Here is an 18,727-nt window from a genome sequence, read left to right on the forward strand (position 1 = left end):
ATCTACACCGTCCTGATGCGCGGGTTGATGAGCAGGTAGAGCATGTCAACCACGATGTTGATGATGATGAAGGCAAGAGCAACGACGATAACGACGCCCTGAACCAGGTTCGCCTCGTTGCCCTGAACGCCCTGCAGAATCGCGGTGCCCATGCCGGGGAGGTTGAAGATAACCTCGATGACGACGGCGCCGCCCATGAGATAACCGATCTTAAGACCGAGGGTGGTGACCGGGGTGATCAGCGCATTGCGAAGAACGTTGATGCCGACGACGACCTTCTCGGGAACGCCGGCACCGCGAGCCATACGGACATAGTCCTTGTCGAGTTCCTCGACCATGGCGGTGCGCACGATACGAGTCATCTGGCCCGTCAGCGGAAATGCCAAGGCGATGGCGGGCATAATCATGCGGCCCAGATAACCAGCCGGATTCGTGGTGAAGTGAGGCAGGGCACCCGATGCCGGGAGGACCTTGAGATAAGAAGAGAACAGCAGGATCAACAGAACGGCAAGCCAGAACGACGGGGTTGCCAGGCCGGCGATGGAAAAGACGCGGATCACTTGGTCCGGCCATTTGTCGCGATACAGTGCCGCGATGACGCCGAGCAAAAACGAAACGACCGCACCGATGGCAAGGCCGATGAAGGTCAGCTGCATCGTGACGGGCAGGGCCGTGGAGATGCGCTTGGCAACGGAGTTGCGAGCAGCACCATAGGTGCCCATGTCGCCATGGATCAAATCGCCCATATAGCGCACGTAGCGCACGGGCCAGGGGTCGTCCAGACCATACTTCTCATGGTACTCGGCAACCGCCTCGGGCGAGGCACCGTCACCCAACGCCGTGTAGGCGGGGTCGGTCTTGGAGAACGACATAAGGAAGAACACCAGGACGGTGACGCCCAATGCCATGATCGGCAGCGCCACAAGACGCCTTCCAATCAAACGTAGCAAGTTGTTCACGTTCTCTCCCCTTTCTTTTGTCGGTAGGACCAACTGGTATATGAGTACGGATACTCATTACAAGACCCGAGCGACATCGAGGTCGCCCGGGTCTTTGTTTCAACTATGAGGACGTTGCCTTACGACCGACGCCCTACATATGACTCAAGCGAGTCTTAGGCCTTGACGGTCGCGACGCCCCTGAAGGACATGCTCGTCGTGCCGATGCCCTTGAAGCCATCGAGGGCCTCGCCGTTGGGCGCGGTGGACGGATCGTCCCAGGAAGCGGAGACGGTCTTAACGTGGACAACGGGGTACAGAACGGCGTTGTCGGCGATGATGTCGAAGCACTCGTTCCACTTCTTCTGCTGCTCGTCGCCCTCGGCGGCAAGAGCCTCGTCCATGAGACCGTGGAGCTTCTCCCACTCAGCGGACTCCTTCCACGGGCAACGGGTCTGCATCCAGACGTTGTCACCGTACCACCAGTTAAGCAGCAGGTCGGGATCAGCGCCGAAGCAGGACGGATCGCCAGGGGCAAGGAGGATATCGTAGGCCTCGCCGCCGTCGATGGCAGCGTAGGTGGCCGGCGAGGTATCGGTCTGGATGGTCACGTCGAAGCCGAGAGCGTCGAGGTCGTTCTTGACCTGGGCGGCCATGCCCTTAATCTGCTCGTTGTCGGTGGTGCGCAGGGTGATGGCACCCGGGGTGATGCCGGACTCCTCAATGAGCTTCTTGGCCTTCTTGGCGTCGGTCTTGTAGACCGTGGAAGCCTCATGATAGTTGGTGAAGCTCTTGGGCAGGTAGCAGCTGGCAGCGGTGGCAAGGCCGGCGAAGGTGTTGCTGACCATCTTCTCGGTGTCGAGCGCGTACATGACGGCCTGACGGACCTTGACGTTGTTCCAAGGCTCCTTGGCAACGTTGAACATAATGAAGCGGGTACCGAAGCCCTGGACGTTGTCGATCTTGCAGCCGGCGCTCTCGAGCTGGTCGACGGCGTCAGCGGTGACGAGCTCCATAACGAGCGTGGAGCCCTCCTGCTGAGCGGTAACGCGAGCGGTGGGGTCGGTCAGGATGCTGTACTGGATCTTCTTATCCTCGGCAGCATACTCACCGTTGTACTCGGGGTTGGGAACCAGGGTGATCTCGGTATCGGAGATAGAGTCGTACATCCAGGGGCCGGAGCCGATCGGCTGCTTGGCGCGATCCTCCTCGGTCTGGGTGGCCGGGGTAACGCGGACGATGGCCAGACGATCCTTGAGCAGGGAGAAGTTGGGGACCTTGGTCTTGACCGTCACGGTGCTGGCGTCCTTGGCCTCGATGGACTCGAAGGGCTGGAAGAACGGAGCATAGGTAGCGGAAGCGGCGCAAGCGGTGTAGGAGGCGACGACATCGTCAGCGGTGACCTCGGTGCCATCGGAGAACTTGGCGCCCTTGCGGATGGTGACCTCGAAGGTGGTGTCGTCCACAGACTTGGGATCGTCGGTGGCGAGCTCGTTGAAGGTGCTGTAGTCGTGGTAATCGATGCCGTAGAGGCCCTCGACGACGTGCCAGTTAGCACCCAGGCCCACAGCGGAGCCGGTGCTGGCGGGATCGAAGCTGGACGGAGCGTAAGCGGAACCAGCGGTGATCACGCCGCCGCCACGGTTGGCAGAATCGGTGGAACCGGAAGCGGAACCCTCGTCGCTAGAGCTGCCACCGCAGCCGGTGAGACCAAGCCCTGCGACAGCAGCGACGCTGCCGGTGAGGCCGAGGAACGAACGCCTGGACATACCCTTGTTGATGATGGCCATGTCTTCTCCTATCAATAGAGAATCTTACCCGGGAGCACCTAGACGTGCCCCCGCGCAACTTGCGGACGATATATACCTTACCTACCGACGAACCCAACTTGGGTGCCGCGCTCGGCGACCGATACATACATCCGCTTGAACGGTATTTACTACCGTTCACCGAATTCGTTGACAAACGATACTGTAGACAGTATGTATCGATGAGGTGAGATATCAGTCTTCGTCAAACCGCAGGATAGCAGGGCTGTTCCTTGGGTTAGTCAAACGTTTTAGCGTTAATAAAACCCGAAACCAGCAGGTAATCATGGCGAAATAAATGCTTGAAAATCGCGCAAGCATGTATACCAGTTGTTTAGGCTCGTGTTGAGCTATCGGAATGGCTAGCCGATGCCTCGGCGCGCTCGGCATTCCATGCGACGAGCGTCTCGTGGACCGCCTTGGCGACATCGGCAGGTATGCCGCGAACTTCCGCGATCTCTCGCTCGCTCGCCGCGCGCAAACGCTTCATCGAGCCAAAATGGCGCAATATGGCACGTTTTCTAGTGGGTCCCACGCCTGGAACGTCATCGAGTACCGAAACCGTCATGGCTTTATCGCGCAACTCACGATGAAATGTAATTGCAAAACGGTGCGACTCATCGCGCACCTGCTTGATGAGATAGAGCGACGCGGACCCGGTCGGTAGCACGACGGGAGTCTCGTCCCAAGGCACGAAAACCTCCTCATCGGCCTTTGCCAAGCCACAAACTGGTATATCGAGCCCAAGGGCCTCAAGTTGTTTAATTGCAGCCGTCAATTGCGGCTTGCCGCCGTCGACAACGAGCAGATCGGGGCGCGAGCCAAAACGTTCGTCGGCCATCCGCTCGGGAGCATAGCGACGCCCCAAAACCTCGGACATCGAAACGAAGTCATTCGCCTCGTCCAATTCGGCCTGGATTTTAAAGCGGCGGTACTGGCTCTTGTCGGCGCGGCCGTTGGTAAACACCACCATCGAGGCGACCGTAAAGGTGCCATGCAGCGTAGAGATATCGAAGCACTCGATACGCAACGGCGGCGATGGCAGCGCCAACGCGCTTTCGAGCTCCAAGAGCGCCCGATTGGTGCGGTCGTCGGCATACCCCGTACGCATCATGTAGCGCATGAGTGCATGGCGCGCATTTTTGGATGCCATATCGAGCAAACGGTGCTTTTCGCCACGCTGCGGCCTATGGAGATGACAGGGGCGCTCGCGCTTGCCTGCAAGCCACTCCCCCAGCGCCTCCGCATCCTCAAGCTCGACAGAGAGGTTGATCTCAGCTGGAATATCAGCCGTCTCGTCGTAATAGCGCTTAAGAAAGCCCGATTGAAGCTCCTCTTCATCGACATCCAAACCCTTATCGAGAATGAACTCGCAGGTTCGAACCGTTCGACCCTCACGCACGACAAAAACGCAAGCGGCGGAAATGGTCTCTTCGCGATAGAAGCCGATAACATCGATATCGACGCTCGATGGAAAGACAACCTGTTGGCGATCGTCCAGGCCCCGAATGACGTCCAGGCGGCGCTTGACGCGGGCGGCGCGCTCAAAATCGAGCGCCTCGGCGGCCTCCGTCATCTCGGATGTCAGCTCATCGACGACATCCTTGCGATGACCCGACAAAAAGCGCTCGACACGCTTGACGTTCTTGGCATAGTCTGCCGGGGAAATCGCGCCGACACACGCACCCGGGCCGCGCCCGACATGGTAGTCAAAGCAGGGGCGCCCGTTTTGCGCGCAAATCATATTGACGATGTCTTCCTCGCCCTTGTGGGACTCGACGATGCGGCGGCAGCGACGCCACTCCGCACAGGATGCTGAGCAAATGGGAATAACCTTGCGCAGCGTATCGATGGTTTCACGCGCCGCGCGGCTATCGGTATAGGGGCCAAAATAGCGCGTCCCTGGCTTATGGCGCTCACGCGTGTATTTAATAGCGGGAAATAGATCGCTCTTGGTGATAGCGATAAAGGGATAGCTCTTATCGTCCTTAAGATCGACGTTAAAGTACGGATGGTACTGACCGATTAGATTGCGCTCGAGTACCAATGCCTCGTGCTCGGACTCCACAACGATATAGTCGAAGCTCGCCACCAGCTGCATCATAAGCGGGATCTTCTGGCGCTCGTCCTGCAGCGTCACGTACTGACGCATGCGAGCACGCAGGTTTTTCGCCTTGCCAACGTAGATGACATCGCCCTTGGCGTCTTTCCAAAGGTAGCAGCCGGGCTGCGTGGGAACGCGCGAGACCTGTTCGGCAAGGGTTGGAATGTTATCGTGACCCGTCACGTTTACCTACTTGCGGCGAAGTAACGCAGAAACCTCGGGCATCTTAAAGGCGACGGCCAGACCAAAGGTGACGGCGAGTGAGACGATGCCCGCAACGCAAACATAGCACAAGGTAACCAGAATCGAGCCGCCGAGCGCTCCGACAAAGTGCTCGAGCGCCCACATAACGACGGCGCCAGTCGCCGCACCCAGCCCTCCAAGCAAAAGGCCAAAGAAGCCTCCGTGCAGTATGGACGTAACCTGAAGGCCATGCAGACGACGGCGCAGCCACCACAGTGAACAACCGACCAAGATAACGTAGTCGACGACATACGAAAGCGCGATGGCCGGCATGCCGTAGCCGAGGGCTACCCCAAACAGCAGCACCGAACCGGCCTGCCCAATGGCGGAGTAGAGACAATAGCGGCCATAGGGCTTCATATCGAGCAGAGCAGAGAAGCTCTTCTGCATCAGCACGACCACGCCGTAGAGTGGCAGCGAGAGCGCCAGATAGACAAGGAACTCGGATACCAGCGCCACGCCGGACTCATCAAACTTGCCGGCACAGTAAATCATGTTGAGCGGACGGGCGAAAACAATCAGGTACAACGCAAACGGGATCAGGAAGAACAGCATCTGGGCGACACCGTGCGAGATGCCAGTACGAACACTGTCGTAATCTTTCTCCTGCGCATCGTGAGAGAGCTCGGTGTACAGCGCCGTCGAAAGCGAAGCGGCAATCAGCGCGTAGGGCAGCGTGTACCACAGGCGCGCATACGCGATGACAGAAGGACCGGTCTCGGGCTGTACCACCAGCGCGGCGGCATTGGTGATGGAGGTCGAAACAAACATGCACACCGTTGCAAGCAGCGTCGGAATACCGAGCGTAATCGTCTGGCGCAGCGCGGGATCCTTAAAGTCGATATGGATATGAGGATGCACGCCGTGCTTGCCGAGCGCGGGGATCTGACATGCCATCTGGACAAAGACGCCAAAGGTCGTTCCGGCTGCAATAAGAATGATGCCGGCACGCTCACCGAATTGTGCGGACACAGGAGCAAAGCCCATAAAGCTCGCGATGACAATCGCATTGTTGAGGACCGGGGCAAACGTCGACCAGAAGTAATCACGGTGTGCGTTGAGAACGCCCGAGAACACCGAGCCCAGCCCGTAGAACAGAATCTGGATGGCAAAGAAACGAAACATGAACGCGGCTGTATTTATGCTGCCGCCGTCACCCGAAAGGAACGACTGCGTCCAGATAAAGCCCGGAGCGAACACGGTGCCCAGCACCGAAATGCCGCCCAGCAGCAAAAGCAGGATGCCGAGCAGATTGCCTACGTATTCGTTTGAGGCGTCGCGACCCTGTTCACGACGCACGCCCATGTACACCGGCAAAAAGGCGGTAACCAACATACCGCCCATCACGAGCTCGTAGAGCATATTGGGCAGGTTGTTGGCGACCTGATAGGAAGATGAGAGCAGCGACATGCCGATGGCGGCAGCCATAGCCCACGTGCGGATGAACCCTGTGACGCGCGACACGATGGTCAGCGCAGTCATAAGGCCGGCAGAACGGCCAACCGTAGAGTAATCCGACGAGCCCATATCATCTACGTCGTCCTGCGATTGGGGGCTAACTTCAGTGTGTTGTCGAGAATCAACCTCGATATCGGGCTCATCGATTATCGCGAAGGGGTCGTCGACCAAAACGGCATCATCGGCAGAAAAAGCGCCGCCAGCAGGCGTGACATCGTTGTCAAACGAAGCGCCATCGTTAGCTACGGCATCATCACCAAACACCGTGTCAACTTCCCTGGCGGCAGCGGTTCGATCAGAAAACGACAAAAGGCCCCAATCATCGTCGTCGACAGCAACGCCCTCGACCGGATCGGTCGAGCCGAGCGGTGACCACTCGTCATCCATAAGCAGCTGCTCGTCATCCCCGTCGGTTGCATGCCTTGCGGAACGATCGGCTGGAGCGCCCTTCAACGTGCCCTTTCCCTGAGCCGCCATCAAGAACACTGCTGTCTCATCGGGACGCGGCGCACGAGACGCCCCAGCGGCAGCAGGCATCCGTCCGGCACGGGATTGAGCCGCGGCCAAAAACACCGCCGTCTCATCGGGGCGACCCGAAGAGAGAATCGTACGAGGAAGCGCCGCACCAGCACCGGCAGCACGCAAATACACGGCCGTCTCCCCTGGATCTGCAGCAGCGGACCAGGCGTTTCGAATCTGGTCGTCGACCGAAGAAGCCTCAGACGCGGACGCCTGAGAAGCCGAACGCTTTGCAAAGTGAGCCCCGCGCTTCGATTCTTCCTGCGGCATCGCTCAGTCCTCTCTCGTGATCGGGGCAACCGTCGCCCCGCAAAATGCAACTAAGTCGTCGGGGGCAAGCTCAAGCTGATAGCCACGCTTACCGCCTGAGATAAAAATGGTATCCCAAAGGACGCATGTCTCATCGATCAGCGTCCGAAAGCGTTTTTTCATGCCGACTGGACTGCAGCCGCCCCGGACATACCCCGTCGCGGCAAGCAAGTCCTTGACATGCATCATGGTCAGCGACTTTTCACCAGCGGCGCGCGCGGCGGCCTTTAGGTCAAGCTCGTCGGCAACGGGAATACAGCACACAACGTGTTCGTTGGACGGCGTCACGCAAACCAAGGTCTTAAAACCCTGGCCAGGCTCCTCGCCAAGTTGTTCCGAAATCGCAACGCCTAAACCCGCCGACTCATCGCCATAGTCTTCATACGTATGGAGAATATAGGAGATGCCGGCGTTTTCCAGCTCGCGCATCGCATTGGTTTTCGGCGTCTTTGCAGCCTTTGCCATGGCATGCCCCTTCCCTCGCGTTCGAACGTAACGCCTAAGTATATGTCCAATGTAGCAGCATGCGCCATCTCGACACACAGAAGCGCCACCGAATCGAAAGGAATCGGTGGCGCTTCTCGCATGACGGCGTCTCTTTACTGGGCGTCGAGTTGTGCCTGACGCTCACGGTCGCGCTCGAGCAGCGGAGCCAAGAACTTGCCCGTGTAGCTCTGCGAACATGCCGCGACCTGCTCCGGCGGACCCGAGACCACGACGGTTCCGCCGCCATTGCCGCCCTCGGGACCCATATCGATCAGACGGTCGGCGACCTTGATGACATCGAGATTATGCTCGATTACCAGAACCGTGTTGCCCGCATCGACCAGGCGCTGCAGCACGTCGAGCAACTGGCGGACATCCTCAAAATGGAGACCGGTCGTCGGCTCATCCAGAATGTAGAACGTCTTACCCGTCTGACGGCGGTGAAGTTCCTTGGCGAGCTTTACGCGCTGTGCCTCGCCACCCGAAAGCGTCGTTGCCGGCTGGCCCAAGCTCACATAGCCCAGGCCCACATCGTACAGAGTCTGGAGCTTACGCTTAATTTGAGGAATATTGCCAAAGAAAGCCAGCGCCTCGGTGACGCTCATGTCGAGCACGTCAGAGATGGTCTTACCACGGTAGGTGACCTCAAGCGTCTCGCGATTATAGCGCTTGCCGCCGCAGACCTCGCAGGGAACATAGATATCGGGAAGGAAGTGCATCTCGATCTTAATTTGTCCGTCGCCCTTGCATGCTTCGCAGCGGCCGCCGCTCACGTTAAAGGAGAAACGTCCCGGCGAGTAGCCGCGTGCCTTCGACTCCGGTGTGCTCGCAAACAGCGCGCGCAGATCATCCCACAGGCCAATGTACGTAGCGGGATTGGAACGCGGTGTACGGCCGATCGGCGACTGGTCAATGTCGATCACCTTATCGATGCACTCGATACCCTCGAGCTTTTTGTACGGGCCCACAGGACGCGTCGAGCGATGAATGGCATTCGTAAGAGCAGGCGCGATGGTGTCGGTAACCAGGGAGCTCTTGCCCGATCCCGACACGCCGGTAACGACCGTAAGCGTACCGAACTCAATCTTGGCGGTAACGTTTTTAAGGTTGTTGGCACGGGCGCCCGTGATCTTAAGGCAGCCGCGACCGGGCTTGCGGCGCTTATCGGGAACCCGAATCATTCGCTTGCCAGTCAGGTAGGCACCCGTCATCGAATCGGGGCACGCCATGATATCGGCAGGCGTTCCCGCGGCGACCACGTGTCCGCCGTTCACGCCCGCGCCAGGGCCCATGTCGATCACATAGTCGGCAGCACGAATCGTATCCTCATCATGCTCAACGACGATGACGGTATTGCCGATATCGCGCAGGCGCTCAAGCGTCTTGATCAGGCGCTCGTTATCGCGCTGATGGAGGCCGATCGATGGCTCGTCCAAAATGTACAGGACACCCATGAGGCCGGCGCCGATCTGCGTTGCCAGGCGAATGCGCTGGGCCTCGCCTCCGGAAAGCGTCGCCGAGGCACGGTCGAGGGTCAGATAGTCGAGTCCGACATCGACCAGAAAGCGCAGGCGCTCCAGGATTTCCTTAACGATGCGCCCGCCGATAAATTGTTGGCGCTCGGTAAGCTCCAGGCCCTCAAAAAACTCGAGCGACTCGCGGCACGACAGGCAGCAGACCTCGTAAATGGACTTACCGCCTACGGTAACGGCGAGCATCTCGGGGCGCAGACGAGCACCATGGCAACTCGAGCACGGCTCCTCGCGAATGTACTTCTCCAAGCGCGCCCTGGTGTTCTCATTCGTCGTCTCGTTATAGCGCTCGTACAGGATATTGCGCACGCCCGAGAACTTGGTGTCCCACTGGCTGCGACGCCCATCGAGCTTTTGATAGTCGACCGAAATCTTCTGGTCGCCCATGCCGTCTAAAAACGCGCGACGCACCCGCGGAGGCAGATCCTCCCACGGCGTATCGACGCTCACCTTAAAGTGTTTGCAGACCGCAGCGAAAATCTGCGGATAGTAGTTAGAGTTGCCAAACAGGCTGCCAAAGACCCCGTCGGCGATCGACTTCGAGGGGTCTTCGATTAGCGCTTCGGCATCGACCGTCTTCTTAAAGCCCAGGCCATCGCACTCGGGGCACGCGCCATAGGGCGCGTTGAACGAGAAATCGCGCGGCTGCAGGTCATCGATGGAGTGCCCATGCTCCGGGCACGCCAGCGCCAGCGAATACTCCAGCAACTCGCCTTCGGTCCCCTCGGGAGCGTCGCGGTCGGGCAGCAAGTATACGTTCACATTGCCGTGCGCCAGCGCAGTCGCCTGTTCAACGGACTCGGCAATACGGCCCAGGGAGTTCTCGCGAATCACGATACGGTCGACCACGACCTCGATATCGTGCTTGAATTTCTTATCCAAATCGATAGGGTCATCAAGCGAGCGAACCTCGCCGTCGACGCGCACGCGGCTAAAGCCCTCGGCGCGAAGATCCTCGAACAGCTTGGCATACTCGCCCTTACGACCGCGAACCACCGGTGCCAGCACGAACGCGCGGCGGCCCTCCCCCGCAGCCAGGACTTTATCGGCAACCTGGTCGGTCGTCTGGCGCTCGATTATGCGACCGCACTCGGGGCAGTGCGGCGTACCGACGCGAGCAAACAGCAGTCGCAGGTAGTCATAAATCTCGGTTACGGTGCCCACCGTCGATCGAGGATTCTTGGATGTCGTCTTTTGATCGATCGAAACAGCCGGCGAAAGGCCGTCGATCGAGTCCAGATCGGGTTTGTCCATCTGGCCCAAAAACTGACGCGCATAGCTCGACAGGCTCTCGACGTAGCGGCGCTGGCCCTCGGCATAGATCGTGTCGAACGCCAGCGAGCTCTTGCCCGAGCCGGAAAGGCCGGTAATGACCACGAGCTGGTCGCGTGGAATGGATACATCAATATCGCGCAAGTTGTGCTCGCGCGCACCGCGAATAACGATAGAGGAATCAGACATGGAAGCTCCTTGCCTCCTATAACTTCAAATCACACCGTCGATGAGTTTAGCGCACTCAACGCGCACAGATGTTCGTGATACAAGATTCGCAGACCTTTTGATTTATCCGACGCGCGCACGTCGCCTGCCCGACCCATGCTTTCGAATGCCATCGATCGCCAGCCGCGCATCACAAATGGCTCACGTTCGCAAACGAGGGTACAATGACGCTCGTGTCACATCGTGGGGCCTTGCCCCAACGCATACAAAGGAGTCAGATATGGGTTGCGAGCACGCACAGGCGGCCGGCGGACAAACCGCACCGCAGGAATTTGAAGAGAACACGCTATCCGAAGTCAAGCGCGTTATCGCCGTGTTATCCGGCAAGGGCGGCGTCGGCAAGTCGTTCGTCACCGGTGCCATCGCCACCGAGCTTGCCCGCCGCGGCAACAAAGTCGGCATCCTCGATGCCGACATCACCGGCCCCTCCATCCCCAAGATGTTCGGTATGAGCGGACGTCATGTCCATGCTCTCGGCAATCTTATGCTGCCCGAGATCTCCGAGCACGGGGTCAAGGTCATGAGCTCCAACCTGCTGCTCCAAAACGAAACCGATCCCGTCCTTTGGCGTGGCCCGGTTATAGCGGGCGCCATCAGGCAATTCTGGAGCGAGACCTCGTGGGGCCCCATCGACTACCTGCTGGTCGATATGCCTCCGGGAACGGGCGACGTCGCGCTCACCGTTTTCCAATCGCTGCCCGTCGATGGCATCGTCATCGTCACGAGCCCGCAAGACTTGGTCTCGATGATCGTCGCCAAGGCAGTCAACATGGCCGAGAAGATGAACGTCCCCATTCTGGGCGTTGTCGAGAACATGAGCTATATCGAGTGCCCCGACTGCGGCAAGAAGATCGAGGTCTTTGGTAAGAGCAACCTCCCCGAAGTCGCCGAGCGCTACAACCTCGACATCTTGGGTCAACTTCCCATCAATCCGTCACTCGCCGAGGCCTGCGATAAGGGCGAGGTCGAGACCGCGCTGCCCGATGGCATGCTGCCCAAGGCCGTCTCTGCCGTCGAGGCCATCGCCCCGCACGAGACCGACGAGGCCTAAGTGAACACGAGCGCCTTCTATGACGTCCTGGTAATCGGCGGCGGGGCCTCGGGTCTCGCCGCCGCCATCACGGCCGCACGCGCTGGCAAAAGCGCCTGCATCGTTGAGCGCGATGTCGCCTGCGGCCTTAAACTCCTTGCGACCGGCAACGGCCGCTGCAATCTCTCAAACGAATCGATTGATCCTCGGCGGTACAACCATCCCGCTTTCGTCGAATCCGTCATGGGCCCCCGGCCCGAACAAGAGCTTATGGGCTTCTTCTCCTCGCTGGGCATCATGACGACCTCCGAGGAAGGTCGACTGTACCCACGCTCCCTCCGCGCCGAATCGGTGCACGACGCGCTTCTCAACGTTTGTGATCGTCTGGGCGTCACCTTAATCTGCGGAGCCAACGTTGCCATGGCGCACAAAGCTCCCGAGGGCTGGACACTCCAAATAGACCGTCCCGCACGGGCGCTTAAGGCAAAAAAGCACGGCGATCGAAAATCGGAGCTCCGCTCGCTTCGGAGGGCGCTCGCCGATACCCCGCGCAAAAACATGACCTTGCAGGCAAAGGCCGTGATTATCGCTACGGGCGGCAGCCCTGCCGACATCGCGAAGACGTTCAGCCTTCCCCTCACACCGCAGCGCCCCGTCCTCTGCCCCGTGTCGGCATCGGTCTTCGGCGACCAGACTGCGCTCAAGACACTGGATGGCCTGCGCGTCCGCGCCCGTTTGACGCTCACCCGCAATCACGAGGAGCTCTGGCACGAAGACGGCGAAGTGCTCTTCCGAACCTTTGGCATCTCGGGCGTTGCCGCCTTTAACCTCTCCCGTCGCGTCCAGCGCGGCGACACGATTCTGCTCGACGTTTTCCCCGACCTCTCCAAAGACGAGTTGCTCGATATGCTTAACCAGCGAGTTGCGTTGCTCGGCGGTTTTTCGTCCCGCGACCCCCGCTGGCTCGACGGCATGCTCGCCCCGCAGTTCTCTCGCGTTGTCTGCGCCGCATTCGAACAGCGCCACCCCGGGTCGCACGACGTCATCCATCTGGTCTCCATCCTCAAGCACTTTAAACTGCTTGTCGAGGGAACGGCCGAGGAGCGCTCGGCACAGGTCATACGTGGCGGCATACCCATCGAGACCGTCTCGATACCCGGCCTTCGCGCGAACGGCGCAGCCTATGCCCCGCTTTGCGTCTGCGGCGAAGCGCTCGATATCGACGCCGACTGCGGTGGCTTCAACCTTGCATGGGCGTGGCTTTCGGGCATTCGCGCTGCCAGTAACCTATAGCTGCGCAGTCTATAATCAAAACGCATTCGGGCCGTCTGGGACACCGGGCGGCCTCTTTCTTGCATCTAAGGAGACCTCGATGATCGAAATCACCCAAGTCAATGCGTCGCTCGATGAAGCCGGCGATGAAAAAGCTTGCCTTATCGTTGGCAAGCGAGTCGTCAAACGCGTCCTGCGTTGCAAAGACTCCGAGATCAAGTCCATCGAGCTCCACCGCAAGTCCATCGATGCCCGCAAGAAACGAGACGTTCATTTTATCCTGAGCTTTCGTGTTGAGCTAACGAGCCCAGACATCGAGCAGACAGTGCTCGACAGCGTTGCTGTGCGCGACCGCTCACACGTGCGCACGATAGACGACAATGAGCCTTCATTCCCCTCCCCCGTTTCCGGCGCGCCCAAAGAGCGCCCCGTCGTCGTCGGCGCCGGATGCGCTGGCCTTTTCGCCGCACTTACCCTCGCCGAAGCAGGTCTGAAGCCCTTGCTTATCGAACGGGGCGACCCAGCGCTTCGCCGCTCGCAGGCAATCGACCTCTTTCTGAAGGAGCGCGCCCTCGACCCCGAGAGCAATATCCAGTTTGGCTTGGGCGGTGCGGGGACTTTCTCGGATGGCAAGCTCAATACGGGAACCAAAAATCCCGCCCATCGCCTTATCCTGGACACCTTCGTCGAAGCGGGTGCACCCCGAGACATTCTATGGGATGCCAAGCCGCACATTGGCTCCGACATCCTTCCCACTGTTGTCACCAATATTTCCCAGCGCATCGAACGGCTCGGAGGTGTCGTCCGCTATCGAACAAAGCTCGTTGACATTCGCGCCGACGCGTCCGGCGCCATCACCGGCATCGATGTCCAGGCGTCTCAACATGCCGCGACTGAGCAAATCGCCACGAAGCACCTTATCCTTGCCTGCGGCCATTCCGCCCGCGACGTATTCGAGCTCCTCAAGGACCATGGCGTAGCCCTCGCGCAAAAAACCTTTGCCATGGGCGTACGCATCGAGCACCCACAGCTCGATATCGATCGCGCTCAATATGGCCCTTCGGCGGGACATCCCGCCCTCGGAGCAGCCCCCTACAAGCTTGTCGCCCATCTCCCCAACGGGCGCAGCGTGTTCTCGTTTTGCATGTGCCCCGGTGGGCAGGTTGTCGCCGCCTCTTCCGAGCCGGGCCACCTGTGCGTCAACGGGGCCAGCCTCAATGCCCGCGACGGACGCAACGCAAATGCCGCCCTGCTCGTTAACGTCACGCCTGAGGACCTTCCCAACAATGACCCGCTCGCCGGCATCGAGCTCCAGCGTGCCTGCGAGGCGGCCGCCTATCGCCTGGGCGGTTCCAACTGGAACGCACCAGCACAGCTCGTCGGAGATTTCCTCGCAGGACGCGCCAGTAAGGCGCCCGGAAAGGTAAAGCCCACCTATCCGCTCGGTGTGACCTGGACGGCAATTGACGAAGCCCTGCCGCAGCATATCGTCGAGTCGCTTCGCCTGGGAATTCCCCTGCTCGGAAAAAAGCTACGGGGCTACGACCGTCCCGATGCCGTGCTTACCGGCGTGGAGACGCGTTCGAGCTCCCCGGTCACCGTCACCCGAGATCGCGCGTGTCACGCCGTGGCGACTCCAGGCCTCTACCCTTGCGGCGAGGGAGCAGGATATGCCGGCGGCATCATGAGCGCCGCCACTGATGGCATCCGGTGCGCCGAAGCCCTGATTGCAGACCTCTAGCACACTAAAGACACAGACCCCGAGCTCAACGAGAAGCGCGGGGCCTGTACCCTATTTCTTAAATCGCGCGCCCTGGCGTTTTCTGCCCGAAGCGAACGTGGAACCCTTGCGGGCCTGCGAGCGCAGGCGCTCAATCGTTTCGTCCTCGGGCGCGCCCTCGAGCATCGCCCGAATCTGAACGACGGCATCACGCAGGCGCGCCGCCTCCTCAAAGTCCATGGCGGCGGAGGCATTACGCATGTCTTCTTCCATGGTCTCGACGATCCGCACCAGCTCGTCATGCGGCAGCCCTTCCAGCTGCTCGGTAAGCGTCTGTTCAGGCGTCACCGTCTCTGGCACCTCGCCCTCGCCGTTTTCATCGGGTGTATAGAACGCACCATGGCCCAGAGAGTCGCCCTTCGAGCGTCCCTTGGACCCCACGGTCTTTTCGGCCTCGGCAATAAAGCTCGAAATATCGTTGATGGCCTTGTGCACCGTCTTGGGCACAATGCCGTGTTCTTCGTTGTAGGCCATCTGGATCTCACGACGGCGCTGCGTCTCCTCGATGGCTTCTTTCATCGAATCGGTCACGACGTCGGCGTACATGATGACTTCGCCGTCGGCATTGCGGGCCGCACGGCCAATCGTCTGAATCAGCGAACGGCGGTTACGCAAGAAACCTTCCTTATCGGCATCGAGAATTGCCACCAGCGAGACCTCGGGAAGATCCAGACCCTCGCGAAGCAAGTTGATGCCAACCAAAACATCGATCTTGCCCTCGCGCAACGTTCGCAGAATCTCGACACGGTCCATCGTCGCCGTATCGGAGTGCATGTAGTTGACCTTAATGCCGGCATCGAGCAGGTGATCGGTCAGATCCTCGGCCATGCGCTTGGTCAGCGTGGTCACCAGCACGCGCTCCTTGCGGGCCACGCGCTCGCGAATCTCGTCCTCAAGATCGTCAATCTGGCCTCGGACCGGACGAACGTCGATTTTGGGATCGAGCAGGCCGGTCGGTCGAATAATCTGTTCAACATCGTTTTGACTCACGCGCAACTCATAGTCACCCGGCGTAGCCGAAACGTAGATGAACTGCGGGATCCTCGCCTCAAACTCATCGAAGCGAAGCGGACGGTTGTCGAGCGCCGAGGGCAGGCGAAAACCATGCTCCACCAGGGTCACTTTACGCGATCGGTCGCCTTCGTGCATACCGCGAATCTGCGGCACCGTCACATGGCTCTCGTCGATGATGCAGAGCATGTCCTTGGGAAAGTAGTCAATCAAGGTAAACGGCGGCTCGCCCGGTTTACGTCCATCCAGATGGCGCGAGTAGTTCTCGATGCCGTTGCAAAAGCCCATCGTCTCGAGCATCTCGAGGTCATAATCGGTCCGCTGCTGCAGGCGCTGTGCCTCGAGCAACTTGTCGGTCGCTTTGAGCTCCGCCACGCGCTTTTCGCATTCTTCGCTGATCGATTTCAGGGCCGCCTTCACCTTTGGCTTCTCGGTCACGTAGTGCGAAGCCGGCCACACGGGAATCGCTTCGTACTCACGCAACATCTCACCGGTAACCTCATCGATCTCGGCAATCAGCTCAACCTCGTCGCCAAAGAACTCAAACCGCAACGGGTGCTCCGCATAGGGCGGATACACATCGACGACATCGCCACGTACGCGGAACGTACCACGCGCCAGGTCATAGTCATTACGGTCGTATTGAATGTCGATGAGCGCATGGATAAAGTCATCGCGCTCGAGCGGCACCTTCTTATCGACGTTTGGTGCCAAGCCCGCATAGTCCTCGGGAGAACCGATGCCATAGATGCACGAGACCGATGCGACGACAATCACATCGCGTCGAGAAAGCAACGATGCTGTCGCCTGATGGCGCAACATCTCGACCTCTTCGTTAATCGACGAGTCTTTCTCGATATACGTATCACTCTGCGGTACATATGCCTCGGGTTGATAATAGTCGTAGTACGAGACGAAGTAGACCACAGCGTTGTTGGGAAAGAATTCTTTGAGCTCGCTCGCAAGCTGTGCGGCGAGGGTTTTGTTGGGGGCCATGACCAGCGTTGGCTTACCGAGAGCTTCGATGGTCTTGGCCATGGTAAAGGTCTTGCCCGAACCGGTCACGCCAAGCAAAACCTGATAGCGGTCTCCGTCCCTCACACCCTTCACAAGCGACTCAATGGCCTTCGGCTGGGAACCTGCAGGCTCATAGGGAGACACGACCTTAAACGGCACATCAGAGCCCTCAACGCCAAAACGTTTGAGCTCTCCGCCAACACGCTCAACTTCAAAATCCGCCATGGATACTCCTAACTCATATATCTGCAGTATACGCAGGCGGCAGGCATAGTCCTATACGAACCGGTCGGGATAGAGGGTCTTATAGCGAACCCAGGCATTATTGACACGAATCAAATAGGCTTGTGTCTCGGGGAAGGTAATCGCGTTGTGGAGCGATGTGTTTTGCTGCGCCCACCCATCGACATTGCCCATTCCGGCATTGTAAGCAGCAATAGCACTATCCGTCGAGCCATTGAAATACGTCAGCAGGTACGAGAGGTACGCGCACCCAAATTCGATATTCGTAGCGGGGTCATTCAGGTTATCGGCAGAATACTCGTCCCCGTCGACAAGGCCCTTGGCGATCATATCCTGAGCGGTTTCAGGCATAAGCTGCATGAGACCTTGGGCGCCCTGGTTGGATTCCGCCTCGGGATCCCAGTTTGATTCCGACTTGATGACGGCACACACCAGATACGGATCGAGATTATGCGAAATACTGGACTGCTTTACATACGCCTCATAGTCAATCGGATAAAGCGGTTTAAAGAAAGCGGCGGGAGCACACGAGTAAACGAGCGAGATAAGGCCAAAGACGAAAACGAGAGCCAGCGGCACAAAGCGATACCACGTAAAGAAACGCGTCTTAGGCATCTGTCGCCCCCTTATTCGTAGCGTCCATAAGGCCATGGCGAGCAAGCCATGCATCCAGTTGTTCAAAGAGCGTGTTGTCGCCCGCTGCGTTATCAATCACGGTTGTGGCGAGACGGCAAAGCGAAGACTCATCGGGTTGGCAAGCGCAGCGAGCATCAAAATCGGATGGCTCCATACCACGGTGAATGGCACGTTCGCGACGGACCGCCAAAGGAGCACTAACAACCATAATTTCATCCGCAAGGCCAAAGGCGTCCTCAAAGCCAGTCGGAGCAGATACTTCGACCGCAGCGAAGGGATAGCGGGGAGACGAAACCGTACAGCAGACAGGATCGAGAATCCTCAGCGAAAGCTGCTCAACGAGAACGGGGTGCACAATGCTATTGAGCCTTGCAACCGCATCAGGAGAGACAAAAGCTCGAGAAGCGAGGATGTTACGTCGAACGCCGCCCTCCTCGTCCAAAATATCCCAGCCAAACTCTTCAGCAAGAGCATTGACGATATCCGACCCCGGCACGTACAGCGATTTGGCAAGCTCATCCAGATCGATAAGCATGGCGCCATGAGATTCGAGATAGCGGCAGGCAGTCGACTTACCCGAAGCAATATTGCCCAAGACAAAAACGGTAAACATCAAGTCCTCCCTAACGCCAATGGGAGTTATTATCGCGCAAATACAAAAGAAGGACTCAAAATACAGCCAAACAGTAAGACAAGCTAAACGAAGGCGAGTTCTTGTATTACAGCTCTCTATTAAACGCAAAAAAGGGGGAGGCCGCGAGGCCTCCCCCTCCTTCAATCTCGATGACGGCTCGGTGCCGTCCACCGGTCAGCGGCGCCCTGGCCTCCCACGGGCTGGCCC

12 protein-coding genes are annotated in these 18,727 nt (G+C 58.9%); 3 read left to right on the plus strand and 9 right to left on the minus strand.

The features are described 5' to 3' along the window. Nucleotides 1-2: 2 nt before the first annotated feature. From DW925_RS08615 to uvrA, 6 genes are all read right to left on the minus strand, one after another. Nucleotides 3-959, minus strand: a complete 957-nt coding sequence (locus tag DW925_RS08615; RefSeq protein ID WP_055251823.1) for an ABC transporter permease — start codon at nt 957-959, stop codon at nt 3-5. A gap of 155 nt (nt 960-1,114) precedes the next feature. Beyond that, nucleotides 1,115-2,728, minus strand: a complete 1,614-nt coding sequence (locus tag DW925_RS08620) for an ABC transporter substrate-binding protein (protein WP_117584273.1) — start codon at nt 2,726-2,728, stop codon at nt 1,115-1,117. Between the two features lie 352 nt (nt 2,729-3,080). Next, complete coding sequence (uvrC, locus tag DW925_RS08625; protein ID WP_117630012.1) at nt 3,081-5,033, minus strand: excinuclease ABC subunit UvrC; 1,953 nt, start codon at nt 5,031-5,033, stop codon at nt 3,081-3,083. A 6-nt stretch (nt 5,034-5,039) separates the two neighbouring features. Next, the gene (murJ, locus tag DW925_RS08630; protein ID WP_233505719.1) at nt 5,040-7,340 is read right to left on the minus strand and encodes a murein biosynthesis integral membrane protein MurJ; all 2,301 of its coding nucleotides are present in this window, start codon (nt 7,338-7,340) and stop codon (nt 5,040-5,042) included. A 3-nt stretch (nt 7,341-7,343) separates the two neighbouring features. After that, nucleotides 7,344-7,844, minus strand: coding sequence for a Cys-tRNA(Pro) deacylase (gene ybaK / locus DW925_RS08635; RefSeq protein ID WP_117584271.1), 501 nt, complete (start codon nt 7,842-7,844; stop codon nt 7,344-7,346). A gap of 134 nt (nt 7,845-7,978) precedes the next feature. Further along, the gene (uvrA, locus tag DW925_RS08640; RefSeq protein ID WP_117790811.1) at nt 7,979-10,858 is read right to left on the minus strand and encodes an excinuclease ABC subunit UvrA; all 2,880 of its coding nucleotides are present in this window, start codon (nt 10,856-10,858) and stop codon (nt 7,979-7,981) included. A gap of 259 nt (nt 10,859-11,117) precedes the next feature. On the opposite strand from uvrA, the gene DW925_RS08645 reads away from it, so the two are divergent. From DW925_RS08645 to DW925_RS08655, 3 genes are all read left to right on the plus strand, one after another. Then, complete coding sequence (locus tag DW925_RS08645) at nt 11,118-11,948, plus strand: Mrp/NBP35 family ATP-binding protein (protein ID WP_117584269.1); 831 nt, start codon at nt 11,118-11,120, stop codon at nt 11,946-11,948. Next, nucleotides 11,949-13,220: an NAD(P)/FAD-dependent oxidoreductase gene (locus tag DW925_RS08650; RefSeq protein ID WP_117584268.1), complete on the plus strand. Its 1,272-nt coding sequence runs from the start codon at nt 11,949-11,951 to the stop codon at nt 13,218-13,220. 79 nt (nt 13,221-13,299) lie between these two features. After that, on the plus strand, nt 13,300-14,940 hold the full coding sequence (locus DW925_RS08655) for an NAD(P)/FAD-dependent oxidoreductase (protein WP_117716936.1): 1,641 nt from the start codon (nt 13,300-13,302) through the stop codon (nt 14,938-14,940). Between the two features lie 51 nt (nt 14,941-14,991). Here the strand turns inward: DW925_RS08655 and uvrB are convergent, their stop codons facing one another. Genes uvrB through coaE form a run of 3 tightly spaced genes read right to left on the minus strand, consistent with a single transcriptional unit; the run spans nt 14,992 to nt 18,499 of the window. Continuing rightward, entirely contained in the window at nt 14,992-17,232 is a 2,241-nt protein-coding gene (gene uvrB / locus DW925_RS08660) for an excinuclease ABC subunit UvrB (RefSeq protein WP_117584266.1), read from the minus strand. Between the two features lie 51 nt (nt 17,233-17,283). Beyond that, nucleotides 17,284-17,865 (minus strand): lytic transglycosylase domain-containing protein, encoded by a 582-nt coding sequence (locus tag DW925_RS08665; RefSeq protein ID WP_117584265.1) that lies wholly within the window; start codon nt 17,863-17,865, stop codon nt 17,284-17,286. After that, on the minus strand, nt 17,858-18,499 hold the full coding sequence (gene coaE / locus DW925_RS08670; RefSeq protein ID WP_117584264.1) for a dephospho-CoA kinase: 642 nt from the start codon (nt 18,497-18,499) through the stop codon (nt 17,858-17,860). Before coaE ends, DW925_RS08665 begins: the two co-directional genes overlap by 8 nt. Nucleotides 18,500-18,727: the final 228 nt, after the last annotated feature.

Source organism: Collinsella sp. AM43-1 (genome assembly GCF_003467925.1).
Taxonomy (GTDB): Bacteria; Actinomycetota; Coriobacteriia; order Coriobacteriales; family Coriobacteriaceae; genus Collinsella.

Bases quoted from the DNA above. Each gene is read 5' to 3' on its own strand.
- DW925_RS08620 (WP_117584273.1), bottom strand. From the start codon at position 2,728: ATGGCCATCATCAACAAGGGTATGTCCAGGCGTTCGTTCCTCGGCCTC.
- murJ (WP_233505719.1), bottom strand. From the start codon at position 7,340: ATGCCGCAGGAAGAATCGAAGCGCGGGGCTCACTTTGCAAAGCGTTCG.
- ybaK (WP_117584271.1), bottom strand. From the start codon at position 7,844: ATGGCAAAGGCTGCAAAGACGCCGAAAACCAATGCGATGCGCGAGCTG.
- uvrA (WP_117790811.1), bottom strand. From the start codon at position 10,858: ATGTCTGATTCCTCTATCGTTATTCGCGGTGCGCGCGAGCACAACTTG.
- DW925_RS08645 (WP_117584269.1), top strand. From the start codon at position 11,118: ATGGGTTGCGAGCACGCACAGGCGGCCGGCGGACAAACCGCACCGCAG.
- DW925_RS08655 (WP_117716936.1), top strand. From the start codon at position 13,300: ATGATCGAAATCACCCAAGTCAATGCGTCGCTCGATGAAGCCGGCGAT.
- uvrB (WP_117584266.1), bottom strand. From the start codon at position 17,232: ATGGCGGATTTTGAAGTTGAGCGTGTTGGCGGAGAGCTCAAACGTTTT.
- DW925_RS08665 (WP_117584265.1), bottom strand. From the start codon at position 17,865: ATGCCTAAGACGCGTTTCTTTACGTGGTATCGCTTTGTGCCGCTGGCT.
- coaE (WP_117584264.1), bottom strand. From the start codon at position 18,499: ATGTTTACCGTTTTTGTCTTGGGCAATATTGCTTCGGGTAAGTCGACT.